The sequence below is a fragment of the Paraburkholderia sp. GAS448 genome (genome assembly GCF_050435685.1).
Classification (GTDB): domain Bacteria; phylum Pseudomonadota; class Gammaproteobacteria; order Burkholderiales; family Burkholderiaceae; genus Paraburkholderia.
In genome coordinates, this window is record NZ_JBNDKT010000001.1 from 477165 (window position 1) to 489829 (window position 12665).

The 12665-nt window shown below is 63.1% G+C and carries 11 protein-coding genes and 1 pseudogene; 4 read left to right on the forward strand and 8 right to left on the reverse strand.

Features of this window, described 5'->3' with window-relative positions:
* Positions 1–65 precede the first annotated feature (65 nt).
* Complete coding sequence (locus P3T23_RS02255) at positions 66–1268, forward strand: YbfB/YjiJ family MFS transporter (RefSeq protein WP_429314555.1); 1203 nt, start codon at positions 66–68, stop codon at positions 1266–1268.
* A 43-nt stretch (positions 1269–1311) separates the two neighbouring features.
* Here the strand turns inward: P3T23_RS02255 and P3T23_RS02260 are convergent.
* A pseudogene (locus P3T23_RS02260) lies at positions 1312–2226 on the reverse strand (2-hydroxy-3-oxopropionate reductase); the annotation flags it as partial.
* 26 nt (positions 2227–2252) lie between these two features.
* Complete coding sequence (garL, locus tag P3T23_RS02265; RefSeq protein WP_429314556.1) at positions 2253–3038, reverse strand: 2-dehydro-3-deoxyglucarate aldolase; 786 nt, start codon at positions 3036–3038, stop codon at positions 2253–2255.
* A 556-nt stretch (positions 3039–3594) separates the two neighbouring features.
* Between garL and P3T23_RS02270 the strand changes: the two genes are divergently transcribed.
* A complete protein-coding gene (locus P3T23_RS02270; RefSeq protein ID WP_429314557.1) occupies positions 3595–3888 on the forward strand; it encodes a hypothetical protein in 294 nt (97 codons plus the stop codon).
* A gap of 99 nt (positions 3889–3987) precedes the next feature.
* Complete coding sequence (locus P3T23_RS02275) at positions 3988–4869, forward strand: patatin-like phospholipase family protein (RefSeq protein WP_429314558.1); 882 nt, start codon at positions 3988–3990, stop codon at positions 4867–4869.
* Positions 4870–4975: 106 nt separating this feature from the next.
* Here the strand turns inward: P3T23_RS02275 and P3T23_RS02280 are convergent, their stop codons facing one another.
* Positions 4976–5425 (reverse strand): DUF1810 domain-containing protein, encoded by a 450-nt coding sequence (locus P3T23_RS02280; protein WP_429314559.1) that lies wholly within the window; start codon positions 5423–5425, stop codon positions 4976–4978.
* Between the two features lie 263 nt (positions 5426–5688).
* On the opposite strand from P3T23_RS02280, the gene P3T23_RS02285 reads away from it, so the two are divergent.
* The gene (locus tag P3T23_RS02285; protein WP_429314560.1) at positions 5689–6648 is read left to right on the forward strand and encodes a cupin; all 960 of its coding nucleotides are present in this window, start codon (positions 5689–5691) and stop codon (positions 6646–6648) included.
* Here P3T23_RS02285 and P3T23_RS02290 read toward each other — a convergent pair.
* The 5 genes from P3T23_RS02290 to P3T23_RS02310 all read right to left on the reverse strand — a co-directional run bounded on the left by P3T23_RS02290 (position 6645) and on the right by P3T23_RS02310 (position 12522).
* A complete protein-coding gene (locus P3T23_RS02290) occupies positions 6645–7583 on the reverse strand; it encodes a LysR substrate-binding domain-containing protein (RefSeq protein WP_429314561.1) in 939 nt (312 codons plus the stop codon). The genes P3T23_RS02285 and P3T23_RS02290 overlap by 4 nt on opposite strands.
* 139 nt (positions 7584–7722) lie before the next feature.
* Complete coding sequence (locus tag P3T23_RS02295; RefSeq protein WP_429314562.1) at positions 7723–8553, reverse strand: alpha/beta fold hydrolase; 831 nt, start codon at positions 8551–8553, stop codon at positions 7723–7725.
* Positions 8554–8617: 64 nt separating this feature from the next.
* Positions 8618–10210: a benzoate-CoA ligase family protein gene (locus tag P3T23_RS02300; RefSeq protein WP_429314563.1), complete on the reverse strand. Its 1593-nt coding sequence runs from the start codon at positions 10208–10210 to the stop codon at positions 8618–8620.
* Between the two features lie 112 nt (positions 10211–10322).
* Positions 10323–11918, reverse strand: coding sequence for a 3,4-dehydroadipyl-CoA semialdehyde dehydrogenase (locus P3T23_RS02305; protein ID WP_429314564.1), 1596 nt, complete (start codon positions 11916–11918; stop codon positions 10323–10325).
* A gap of 121 nt (positions 11919–12039) precedes the next feature.
* Positions 12040–12522, reverse strand: coding sequence for a DUF4863 family protein (locus P3T23_RS02310; protein ID WP_429314565.1), 483 nt, complete (start codon positions 12520–12522; stop codon positions 12040–12042).
* Positions 12523–12665: the final 143 nt, after the last annotated feature.

The following is a 12665-nucleotide window of genomic DNA, read 5'->3' on the forward strand; positions in this document are numbered from 1 at the left end:
AAAAACAGGACGTGACCGATACTCAGGCATCCCCTCTTCACGCCCGTGGCGGGCAGACAGACCCCATGCAAACCCCGCAACGGAGTCAGACGCTGATGCTTGCCGCGCGGCTCTCGCTGGGTAGCGCCATCGCGCTCGGGCTTGCGCGGTTCTCCTACGCACTCCTCTTGCCGGCAATGAAAGTCGATCTGGGCTGGAGCTTCGCGCAGGCGGGCGCAATGAACACCGCCAACGCACTCGGCTATCTGCTGGGCGCGCTGGCGTTTCCGCGCCTCTCGCGCCGCTGGTCGGCGGGGGCATTGTTCAATGCCGGTTGTCTCGCTACCGCGTTACTGATGGCGACGGGCGGACTACTCTCCGATACGCATGGTTTACTCGTGCAAAGAGTGGTCACGGGCATCGCCAGCGCCTTCATTTTTATCAGCGGCGGCGTGCTGGCGGCGCGGCTTGCGTCGGCAAGTCCACGCGATGCCGGGCTCGTGCTCGGGCTGTATTACGGCGGCACCGGGTGGGGCATCGTGGCGTCCGCGTTGCTGGTTCCGGTGACGATCGTCGGCGCCGTGCACGGCTGGCAATTTGCGTGGTTCGCACTGGCCGTCGCCTGCGCGGTGTTTTCGATCATTGCGATCCTCGCCGCACGAAAGATCGAGGGCAACGAAGGTGCGCCGTTTCCTGCGCGCGCCGCATACGCCGCTACCCGCTCTCATCCGATGTGGCCGCAGTTTGCGCTGGCGCTGACGGGCTACGGTCTCTTCGGCGTGGGCTATATCGGGTACATGACCTTCATCGTCGCGCTGCTCCGCAATGCCGGCATGAGCGCGGTGGTGGTGACAGGGTTCTACGTGCTGCTCGGCGCGGCAACGATTGTGTCGGCGAGACTCTGGTCGAGCCTGCTGGATCGCGTACGCGGCGGTCAGGCACTGGCGATTCTCAACGCGTTGCTCGGACTGGCAACGCTGATGCCTGCGCTGTTCACGCAGCCGCTGGTCGCGTTTGTGTCAGGGGTGATGTTCGGCGCGACATTCCTGTCGGCCGTTGCCTCGACGACCGCGTTCGTCCGTCACAACCTGCCAGCTGGTCATTGGGCCAAAGGCATCAGCGCTTTCACGATCGTGTTTGCGTTCGGCCAGATCGTCGGGCCGATGGTGATCGGCTGGGTGTCGGACGGCGCGGGGCTCGCGCGCGGACTGATCTATTCCGCGCTCCTGCTGGGCGTGGGCGCCGTGCTGGCGGCCTGTCAGAAGCCGCTAGACGCACGGCGTAACTGAGCGACGAGGCGCTGGGCCGCGAGCCTCGCGCCCATCAAGAGTCTTACTTCTGCTGACCGATTTCGTGATTGGCCAGGATTTCCAGCGCGCGGACCATCGCCGAGTGATCCCACGCCTTGCCACCGTGCGCCACGCACGCATTGAAGAGCGCCTGACACGTGGCCGTATTCGGCAGCGATACACCGAGCGATTGCGCCGTCGACAGCGCAAGGTTCAAATCCTTCTGGTGCAGTTCGATACGAAAGCCCGGGTCGAAGGTGCGTTTGGTCATCCGTTCACCGTGCACTTCCAGAATCCGCGATGAAGCGAAGCCGCCCATCAATGCTTCGCGCACGCGCGCCGGATCGACACCGGCCTTTGACGCCAGCAGCAACGCCTCGCCTACCGCCTCGATCGTCGCGGCGACGATCACCTGGTTCGCCACCTTGCAAACCTGTCCTGCGCCGACGTCGCCGATCAGCGTGACGTTCTTGCCCATCATGTCGAAGAGCGGCTTGACGCTGTCGAAGCTCGCCTGCTTGCCGCCGACCATGATCGTCAGCGAGCCGGCCTTCGCGCCGACTTCCCCGCCTGACACCGGCGCGTCCAGATACTCGGCCCCTTGCTTCTGCACGCGCGCGGCATATTCGCGCGTGGCCATCGGCGAAATCGAACTCATGTCGACGACGGTCTGGCCTCTTCGCAGTGCGTCTGCAAGCCCCTGTTCACCGAACAGCACGCGTTCGACATCCGGCGTATCCGGCACCATGATGAAGATCACGTCCGCGTGGGCTGCGACGGCTGCGGGGCTGTCGCACGCGACGGCGCCAGCCTGCTTCAGGTCGTCAGGCACGCCGCTGCGCGTGAAGGCCGCGAGCGACACGCCATTCTTGAGAAGATTTGCGGCCATGGGCTTGCCCATGATGCCGAGACCGATAAATCCTGCCTTTTGCATGTGATCCTCCGTTCGTTGCCAGGCCTGTCGAGCTGTCCCGCTCGCCCAGCTTACTCGTGAATGAAATGCTTATGGACCGCCTGCGCCGCGCCCCTCAACAGGCCGAGATCCGCGCAGACGGCGACGACCTGGCAGCCCATCGACAGATAGCGTTCCGCGTCGGCCTGCACCGGCGCGAGGATGCCGCTCGCCTTGCCGCCGGCGCGCGCGCTCGCGAAGATGCGCTCGATGGCCTGCTGCACGTCCGGATGATTCGCGTTGCCGAGATGTCCGTACGCTGCCGCGAGATCGGACGGGCCAACGAACACCGCGTCGACGCCTTCAACCGCGACGATTTCGTCGATCGCTTCGACGGCCGCGCGACTTTCGATCTGGACGATGACGCAGATGTTGTCGTTCGCGACGTCGAAATAGTTTGGCACCGTGCCGTAGCGGTTCGCGCGATGTCCGACCGACACACCCCGTACCCCCTGCGGCGGATAGCGTGTCGCGGCGACGGCGCGGCGGGCGTCCTGGGCACTGTCGACAAACGGAATCAGGAAGTTATAGAAACCGATGTCGAGCAGCCGTTTGATGCCGACGCTTTCGTTGGACGGCGGCCGCACGACCGGCGCGCTGCGGCTGTCCTTGAGCGCCATCAACTGGGGGATGAGCGTGTTGACATCGTTGGGTGCGTGCTCGGCGTCGAGCAGCAGCCAGTCGAAGTTCAACACGCCGAGGAGTTCAGTCACGATCGGGCTGGCTAGCGACGACCAGCAACCAATCACGGTCTCGCCGCTCAATACCGACTTGCGAAATCCATTGGGTAACGGCTGATAGGGTGAAGACGCTGTCATTCTCTGTTCCTCCAGCTGGAGCTTCCCGAAAGCCAGCCCGGTCGGGAGGCGATGGACGCAAAGTTGTCGCGATTGCAAATCAAGTTCTTGATTTGTTATCGGTCGTCGTATGTCTACTTGGGTAGGTTATACCGTTTTATCCTGGGACTAATACGGTGGTTAACCCTGATAAATACCTATCTTAACGACATTTTATTTTCGGGTAGAGGGCTCGATAGTTATACGACGACGTATATCAATATAGGACAATCGCGGCCTGACCGTGCGTCCAGGCCGCGGTTGGGCAATCGTCCGCAACCTCATCCATGTTAGTTCCGGGCGTGCGCCACTCCAACGCGGCATCGCGTCAGTTTCGACCGGCGCCTGTCATTTTCCGCACATCCTCGCGACGAAAGCCATGAAACATCACGCCGGAGGTGTTGTCGAGAGCGCTGATGTTGTGTTGCCGGACGTGGCCCGTGCGACGGTTACCCCGAAGCCTGCCGCGCTGAGCGAGTGGACGGCGCCTCAGCAGCCCTCATCCGATCCGGGCTGTTAACGCGAAACTGGAGCTTGTATGAAATCGATTCGACAAATGGTGCTGTGCGGAATGCTTCCGCTGGTTCTGGCAGCCGGTACGGCGCACGCGCAGGGCATCGGGCACAGCGGCATGTACACCATGCCGCCGAACTGGGGGATGATGATGGATAAGCTGACTCCCGAACAGCGGAGCCAGGCCATCGACATCCAGGAAAAGATGATGAAGATGGACATGGAGCATCAGCAGGCCACGGCGCAGATGGAAATGAAATACGCGCAGGCCATGATGCAGTTGCAGACTGAACTGCTGGATATCTTCAAGGGGCATTAACGTCGCAGCGGTGAACGGCCGAGGCCGCCGTGGGCGCGAGACAGTCACGCGCCCACACGCGCTGGCTCCCGGTTCCGTTTGTGGCGTTTCTGAAAAGTCATGAAATCCGATCGGTTTGGGGTAACCGCGTTTGTGTTCGCAGGTGGTGGCAGTCTCGGCGCGATCGAGGTGGGCATGCTGCGCGAACTGCTCGCACAGGGCGAGCATCCGGGCTTCGTCGTCGGGGCGTCGGCCGGTGCGATCAACGCGGCGTACTTCGCCGGGCGGCCGGACAGCGACGGCGTCGCGACACTCGAAGCGCTGTGGCGCAAGATCCGGCGGCAGGACATCATGCCGCTGTCGATGCTCGGGCTGCTTTCGATGATTCTGCGTACCCGTCCGCATCTCGTCGAGGCACATGCGCTGCGCGTCCTGCTGGAAAAGCATCTGACCTATGAGCGGATCGAGCAGGCGCTGTTGCCGCTTCACATCGTCGCGACCGACCTGCTTGCGGGTCACGAGGTCGTGCTCTCTTCGGGACCGGTGGTGAATGCCGTGCTCGCCAGCGCGGCGATCCCCGGTGTGTTTCCGCCGGTGCGGATCGACGGGGTGGATCTCGTCGATGGCGGCGTGGCCAGCAACACGCCGATCGCCGCCGCGATCAAGCTTGGCGCGACGCGCATCATCGTGTTGCCCGCCGGCTTCGCATGTGCGTTGCACGCGCCGCCCACCAGCGCGATCGCGCAGGCCATGCATGCGCTGACGCTGGTGATTGCAAGGCAACTCGTGCGCGATCTGGAGTACTACGGGACGCGCGCGCAGATCTATGTCGTTCCGCCGTTATGTCCACTCGATATATCGCCGTACGACTACACGCAGTGCGCTCAACTGATCGAACGCGCCGCGCAGAATACGCGCGCATGGCTCGACGACGGCGGTCTGGACCAGGCGTTCATTCCCGGCGAATTGCGCGACCACGAGCACACGGCGGTGGCGCACTAGGGGCAAGGTCGCCCTCGTCCACCCACTTCGCGACGAGTTGGACGTTGATCGGCAACCAGTTGGAGCTGAAGCGAAGCGGCACGGAGAGTCCCGGATTTCCGCTCCATCAGACGCTGGAACCTGGCGGAGAGGTTGCCTGGATCCGCTGCAGCGTTTGCCGATCGGCCTTGCCGTCGAAATAGTTGCGCAGCGCTTCCAGAAATTGCTCGTTGTCCGGAATGGCACGCTCGAACAAGCTCATCGACGACCAGAACTTCAGGTAATCCGGGTAGCCGAAAATCTCCTCGATCGAACGCCCTTCGATCAGGTTGACGAGTCGCGTGCACTCCCGCAACCGGTCGCCGAGTATTGGGTGGCGCAGATAGGCCTCGGCTTCGGCGAGCGTCGAGATCGCGTACCGTTGCGACATGGCGCTTTCCCCGAGGCCCTGGATCTGCGGAAACACGAACCACATCCAGTGACTTCGCTTGCGCCCGGCACGCAATTCATCACAGACCTGCGCGTACACCGACTGCTGCGCATCGACAAAGCGCTGGAGATCATAGGGGTCGTCCATATCGGCCTCCGTTCGTCGACCTTCGGTAGTTTTACACCCAAACGCTGTGGCGTGAAGGCTTGGCCGAGTCAACCAGAATGGCAGCGCTTCCTGGATTTCAGATCGACGCGCCCAACGCTACGCCTTATTGCGCAAAAGTGATTTCGATCCAGGGGACTTCTGTGGTGAGAGGCAGCTACCTAGACTCGGTTTAGCCGTCAGGGCAAGCCGCACATACACGAAGGCGCTTGCACGACTCGCCCTCTAACCTACCGGAGCTGACCATGTTGAACAGAACGTCCCTCGCCAACCTCGGAGACGCATCTCCCGCAACCCAGGACGCGCAATACTTCGAGTACACCTCATCTGCCAATCCGATTGGCGCGAAGCTCATCTCGCGCATTCCGTTCTGGAGTTTCCCGCCTTCGCTGTACGCAGACGGCGCAACGCGTGTGGTGCCACTCGACCTTTCTGCCGAACTGGGCTGCCCGAGCCCGGCAACAGGTCCAGGATTGAGCGCCAGCTTTCTGAGAATCAATACGGGCGACGAACTGACACTTGCTCCTGACGCGACGTCGCAGGTTTGCTATGTCATCAGCGGGACCGGCAGCATGACCCAGGGCGAAACGACCTTTCCTTTCGCGCAGGGCGACTTTTTCACCCTGCCGGGAGGCACAGCCGCCGCGCTGTCGGCCAGCGCGACCGCCACGCTCTACTACGTCAACGACGCGCCGTTGCTGACCTACCTCGGCACGACCGGCGTGCGCGCACGCTTTGCTCCGACGCTCTATCCGGCCGCACGGGCGCAGGCCGAACTGCGCAAGGTCGCGCAAGACGCCAATGCGGGCCGCCGCAACCGTATCAGTGTTCTGATGGGCAACGCCAACTTCCCGCAAACGCGGACAGTCACGCACGTGCTGTGGGCGATGTTCGGCATCGTGCCGCCCAACTCGGTACAGAAGCCGCATCGCCATCAATCGATTGCACTCGACTTCATCGCCGGAGGCCACCCGGGCGTCTACACGCTGGTCGGTACCAGACTGGACGAGAACGGCAACATCGCGAATCCGACCCGCATCGATTGGGAATCCGGGATGGCGTTTGTGACGCCGCCGGGATACTGGCACGCCCACTTCAATGAAACGAACGAAAACGCCTACGTGATTCCGATTCAGGATGCCGGCCTGCACACGTGGCTGCGCACACTCGACATCCAGTTCGCGCGCCAGGCGTCAGGATCCTAGGTGAGTCCGTCGTCCCAGTACGGCGGCTCGCCGATCACCTCAGCATAGAAATCGACGAACGCGCGTACCTTCGACGAAACGATCTTCTTGGGCGGATAGACTGCCCAGATCGCGGGTTCGGCTCGACCGGTGCGCGCTTCCCATCCTGGCAGCACGCGGAGCAGGCGTCCCTCGCGCAATGCCGGACCCGCGAGCCAGGTCGGCAGGAGCGCGACGCCGCATCCGGCCAGCGCCAGCGCCAGCACCGCTTCGGAATCGTCCCCACGGAAGCGCCCCTTCAGTTCGACGAGCCGCTGCTCCGAGTCCGCATGCGTGTTCCCCTCGCGCAGGAAAAGCCACTTGTTGTCCGGTAGCAGGGACAGGCGCAGCGAATCGTGAGCCGCCAGATCGTCTGGGATAGAAGGCGTTCCATTCCGCTCGAAATAGTCTGGACTACCGCAGACGATCCGCCGATGCGGCGCAAGACGTTTTGCCATCAAGGACGAATCGGGCAGCGCCCCGATGCGAACCGCAACGTCGATGCCGGCTTCGATCATGTTCAGCGTCTGGTCGGTCACGACGATGTCGAGATCGATATCCGGGTTGCGCCTCATGAATTCCGGAAGATGCGGCACGACGTGCAGGCGCCCGAACGCGGAGGGCATCGTGACACGTAGCAAGCCCTGCGGCGTCCGGTTCAGGGCCGACGTGACCTGGCGCGCGTCATCGAGCGCCTGCAGTGCAACGAGCGCGTGCTCACGAAAGACCCGGCCGCCCTCGGTCAGCACGAGACCTCGCGTCGACCGGTTGAAGAGGGCGATGCCCAGATCCTTTTCCAGTTCGCTCACATATCGCGAGATGGTGGAAGTCTTGACGGCCATTTCATGGGCCGCCTTGCTGAAGCTCTGCAGTTCCGCTGCATGAACGAAGGCGCGTACCGCTGCAAAATAGTCCATGGCGTTCAGGATGCGGGTCGGGTAGCAGGTAGTGTACCGGCCAGAAGCGCCAGCGGCGCATCGCTTTGAGCGAACGGTGAGGACAGGAAGGCGACCTGCTCACCTCCCGAAAAGTCTCACCGTAACGCGACGCTCGCGATCAAGGAGCGTTGATGAACTCCGCAATCTCGTCGTTCAACAACGCGCCTGCCTGACGATGGGGCGAGTGTCCGCAGTCCGTCAGCTTCGTCAGTTGTGCATGATCGACATGCTGCTGGATCAGATCGATTTGCGCCATCGTGCCGTATTCGTCGTCATAGCCCTGCAAGGCGAGTAGCGGACACTCGATAGACGCGAGCACTCCGGTGATGTCCCAGCGACGGAAGTCGGCGTCGAGCCAGATATCGTTCCAGCCATAAAATGCGGAGTCGACGTCGTCATGATAACGGGCGAGCTTCTCGCGAAAGTCGGACGTTTCATAAGCGACTTTTGCTTCCGCGATGGCATCAACCGACTTCTGCTCGACGATCACGTGTGGCGCGACGACGATGACGCCACCCAGCGTCTTCGGGAACGCCGCAGCGTAAAGCAGCGCAATGGAGCCGCCGTCGCTGTGTCCGACGAGCCACATACGGGCGCGCTCGGCGGCGTCGATCTCAAGCGCATCGAGGAAGGCGGGCAGCACATCGTACGCCTGCCGGTGCATGAAATCGACAGGCCATTTCACGTCATGCTGGCGTGGCGTCGAACGGCCATAGCCTGGCCGCGAATACACGAGGCCGCGAAAGCCGAGCCTGTCGCAGAGCGTTTGCGGCCAGTCCTTCCACAACGCGATGGAGCCTAGCCCCTCGTGCAGAAATACGGCAAGCGGCGCATCGGCGCGTTCCGGATTCAGCCACTGGTATTCGAGGCGCAGCGGGCCGCGTTCAGCGGTCGCGGGCAACTCCGCGAAAGCGATGGAGGGCGAAAGGTTTGGGGCGAGGCGGTCCATAGGCAGTCAGTCTGGAGTTGAACAGTGTGCGCTCGACATGTTACGTTGGTTCAACGCAATTCCATCAAGGCGATTCGCGCAACTTGAAACGCTGGATCTTGCCCGTCGCCGTTTTCGGCAGATCCTCGACGAACAGGATCTCACGCGGATACTTGTGCGGCGCGAGCCTTGCCTTGACAAAGGCCTTCAGCTCAGCGGCGAACTCATCGGTTGCGGGCACGTCGCGTTTCAGGACGACAAACGCGCGCGTCTTCGTGAGCCCGTCGCGCGTCACACCGACGACTGCGGCTTCCAGCACGTCCTCGTGCTGCATCAGCACCATCTCGACTTCGATCGGCGACACATATTGTCCGCTGACCTTCAGCATGTCGTCGCTGCGGCCTGCGTAGACGTAGTTGCCATCCGGCAGGCGGCGGTACTTGTCGCCGCTCTTCAACCATTCACCGAGAAAGGTCGCACGCGTTTTGTCGCGATTACACCAGTACATCAGCGCGGCGCTCGGCCCCTTGATGTAGAGATCGCCGATTTCGCCGTCCGGCACCGGCTGGCCGCTTTCGTCGCGCAGTTCGATTTCGTAGCCGGGCACGGCCGTGCCGGTCGTGCCGTAGGCGACGTGGCCCGCGCGATTCGACAGGAAGATATGCAGCATTTCCGTCGAGCCGATGCCGTCGAGAATCTCGCAGCCGAAGTGCGCGGTGAAGTGCTCGCCGGTTTCTCGCGGCAACGCCTCGCCGGCCGACGTGCACACGCGCAGGCGCACGTCCGCACGCGGCGGCAGCACCGCCGAGGCCAGCATGCCGGCGTAAAGCGTGGGCACGCCGCAGAAGATCGTCGGCTTGCGGCGGGTGAGTTGCGCGAAGACGGCTTCGGGCGTGGGGCGTCCTGCCGTCAGCACGGCAGTCGCGCCGACCGACAACGGGAACGTCAGCGCATTGCCCAGGCCGTACGCAAAAAACAGCTTTGCAGCCGAATAGACGATGTCGTCTTCGCGGATGCCCAGGATGCGCTTGCCATACAGTTCGGCTGTCCAGTAGAGGTTGGCATGGGTATGCACCGTGCCCTTCGGCTTGCCAGTGGACCCTGACGAATACAGCCAGAACGCGATGTCGTCCGCGTTGCTTGCGTAGGGCGTGGCACGCGGCGCGGCTTTGTCAACCATCTGGCCGAACACGTGCTCGCCTGGCAGGTTGCTCTCCTGCGGCTGCGAGACGATCAGCACGCACCCTTCGTTAGACGTATCCGCCAGCGCCTGCGCGACAGTGGGAAGCAAGGCGCCCGTCGCGACGACCGCGCGCGACCGGCTGTGGTCCAGCATGTACGCGTAGTCGGCCGGCGTCAGCAATGTGTTGGCGACCACCGGCACTGCGCCCGCATAGAGCGCGCCGAGAAACGCGACCGGCAGGTCGATCGTGTCCTGCATCACCAGCAGGACACGCTCTTCAGGATGAATGCCGAGATCGCCTAGCACCGTCGCGAAGCGGCGTGCCCGCCCGGCAAGCTCGCCGTAACTCGTCGTGCTGTCGTCGTCGATATAGGCGGTCTTGAGCGCTCGCGCCTCGTTCAATGCGAACAGGTGCGCCGCGAAATTGAAGTGCGCGGGCGGCGCTACGACGGCGGGGTGATCGCTTGCGGCAGCCGGCTCAACGAGAGCTTCCATGCTTGTCTCCTGACGTGGGCGACGCGTGTACGGCTGCGTTTGTCGCAAGCCGCCACGCGTTCTGTAGGGATTGATGCGGAATTGAGCGTTGCGTTCCGATTCGTTCGGCGCTTCAGGTGTCGAAGCTGCCGGTCGATTGCTGAAGTGCTTCGATCGTTGCGGCCGGCGCCTGGATGGCTGCACGTCGATGATAGAAATTCAGCGCGCGCAGACCGCCCAGTTCTTCGCCGCCGCCGGCGCGCCCTGGGCCGCCGTGCAGCGACATCGGCATCACGTTGCCGTGGCCGGTCTGGCTTTGCGCCACCGACGGCGAAATCGCATGAACGCGCCCATGGGTGTCTGCGAGTTCCAGCGCGAGGCGGGCAAGGCGTTCTTCGTCGTTCGAATAGACCGATGCGACGAGCGAGCCGTGGCCGCGCCGGGCCAGCGCGATCGCCTGGGCTTCTTCCAGTTGATCGTCGGCTGTGTTGATGTCGTAGCCGCAGAGCGTGGCGACCGGGCCGAACACCTCGACGTCGTGGATGCGCTCCGCGTTCTGCGCGTCGTCTACCACCAGCAGGTAGGGCGCGAGACAGGCGGCGACAGTTGGGTCTGCATCGATGAGTTCGACGTTCGAGCCATCGAAGGCAACGCGCGCCTCTTCGCGCAACATTGCGATGCCGGCGCGCACGTTATCGTATTGCTCGCGGCTCACGAGCGCACCCATCCGCACGGATTCATTGCGCGGATTGCCGACGGTGACCTTCGACAGCTTCGCGACAATGGCATCAGTGGCAGCGGCGAGGTGCTGCTTCGGTACAAACGCGCGGCGGATAGCCGTGCATTTCTGGCCTGACTTCACGGTCATTTCGTGCACGACTTCCTTCACGAAGAGATCGAACGCTTCGGTACCGGGGGCGGCGTCGGCGGCGAGGATCGCGCTGTTCAGGCTATCGGCTTCGACGTTCAGGCGCGCACCATGCTCGATGAACGCCGGGTGGGCACGAAGTTTCGCGGCGGTTTCCGCCGACCCGGTGAACGAGACGACATCGAACGCCTCGATCTGATCGAGCAGACCCGCCGAACTGCCGCAAATGACGGATAGCGCGCCCACAGGCAGGATGCCCGCTTTCACGACGTCCGCGACCATCCGCTGTGTGAGCCATGCCGTCGCCGTGGCCGGCTTGACGATGACGGGCACGCCCGACAGCAAGGCCGGCGCGGCCTTCTCCCACAATCCCCACGACGGGAAATTGAACGCATTGATGAACAGCGCGACGCCGCGCGTCGGAGTCAGCACATGCTGTGCTGTGAAGGACTTGTCCTTGCTGAGGCTCGCCGCGGCACCATTGCGCAGCGTGCGCACCTCACCGAGCGTCGCGCCGAGCTTCGCGTAGTACGACAGCGTGAAAATGCCGCCGTCGATATCCACCGCCGAATCGTTTTTCGTCGTACCGGAGTTGGCGAGGGCGATCGCGTAATAGTCGTCGCGATTGGCCTGCAGCACTTTCGCCACTTCTGCAAGCAGGGCGGCGCGGGCGGCGTAGCTCAACTCACGGAGCGCGGCACCGCCTTCGGTTCGCGCATAACCGAATGCTTCGGGCAGATCCAGGCCGTCGCTGGACACGCGCGCGAGCGCTTCGCCCGTCACCGGATCGACGAGCGGCGTGCCGTCGCCACGACCGGCAACCCATTTGCCGGCGACAAAGTTTTCTAGCAGTTCGGCCATGACAAGCCCTTATTTCAGATGTTCGGCGGAACGGGGTCCCGCTGTGGCTCCGGCGCGCGGCTTCTGATGCGCCGGAATGGGTCCAGTGGACGTCGTGAGCAGAGGAGCGGTGCTGTTGCGGCTAGGCAGCGGCGGTGTCCTGCTTCGTGAACTGGATGGCGCCTTCCGGCAACAGATAAAGGATCAGCGCACTCCCGTTGGCCACCGTGGGACGGTGAGCGCTTCCCGGGCCGTAGACGCACCATCCGGCAGGATGACCGTCGAACGTCGCGCCTTGGGTGAGGGGCATGATCAGATCGATCTCACCGTTCGGATGGACGTGATGCGGGCCCGCGATATCGCTCATGCTGACGACGTCCACCGAGAAGCCGTGTGTCTCCGGCAGCGCCTTGAAGATGCGGCCGTAGCGGATGCCGCCGGCTTCGCGGTCGCACAGCCAGCCTTCCTTCACGCCGGTGCGGCAGGCGTCGGACAGTTCGGCAAAGGCTGGGCCGTCGGCCGGATATTCGGCGTTCAGCCAGTCGGCAAGATCTTGATCCAGAGGGCGCTGCGCGACTCGTTCAGTCACACGCGCAATCAGGGCCTGAAAATGACTGGGGGACATGCTTGTCTCCACTGCGCATCACGCGCAGATCGACGCCTAAGCGAGTACTGCACCCTCGCCAGGCGCATTTTTGATGTGGGGCAATAAAAAGCGAAACAGGTGCATTAAACTTAGCCTGCGACAAACTGCATGTCAAGCACTAT

Excerpts from the sequence above, each read along its gene's own strand:
- P3T23_RS02255 (WP_429314555.1), top strand. The coding sequence starts at position 66 with ATGCAAACCCCGCAACGGAGTCAGACGCTGATGCTTGCCGCGCGGCTC.
- garL (WP_429314556.1), bottom strand. The coding sequence starts at position 3,038 with ATGACAGCGTCTTCACCCTATCAGCCGTTACCCAATGGATTTCGCAAG.
- P3T23_RS02270 (WP_429314557.1), top strand. The coding sequence starts at position 3,595 with ATGAAATCGATTCGACAAATGGTGCTGTGCGGAATGCTTCCGCTGGTT.
- P3T23_RS02275 (WP_429314558.1), top strand. The coding sequence starts at position 3,988 with ATGAAATCCGATCGGTTTGGGGTAACCGCGTTTGTGTTCGCAGGTGGT.
- P3T23_RS02280 (WP_429314559.1), bottom strand. The coding sequence starts at position 5,425 with ATGGACGACCCCTATGATCTCCAGCGCTTTGTCGATGCGCAGCAGTCG.
- P3T23_RS02285 (WP_429314560.1), top strand. The coding sequence starts at position 5,689 with ATGTTGAACAGAACGTCCCTCGCCAACCTCGGAGACGCATCTCCCGCA.
- P3T23_RS02290 (WP_429314561.1), bottom strand. The coding sequence starts at position 7,583 with ATGGACTATTTTGCAGCGGTACGCGCCTTCGTTCATGCAGCGGAACTG.
- P3T23_RS02295 (WP_429314562.1), bottom strand. The coding sequence starts at position 8,553 with ATGGACCGCCTCGCCCCAAACCTTTCGCCCTCCATCGCTTTCGCGGAG.
- P3T23_RS02300 (WP_429314563.1), bottom strand. The coding sequence starts at position 10,210 with ATGGAAGCTCTCGTTGAGCCGGCTGCCGCAAGCGATCACCCCGCCGTC.
- P3T23_RS02305 (WP_429314564.1), bottom strand. The coding sequence starts at position 11,918 with ATGGCCGAACTGCTAGAAAACTTTGTCGCCGGCAAATGGGTTGCCGGT.
- P3T23_RS02310 (WP_429314565.1), bottom strand. The coding sequence starts at position 12,522 with ATGTCCCCCAGTCATTTTCAGGCCCTGATTGCGCGTGTGACTGAACGA.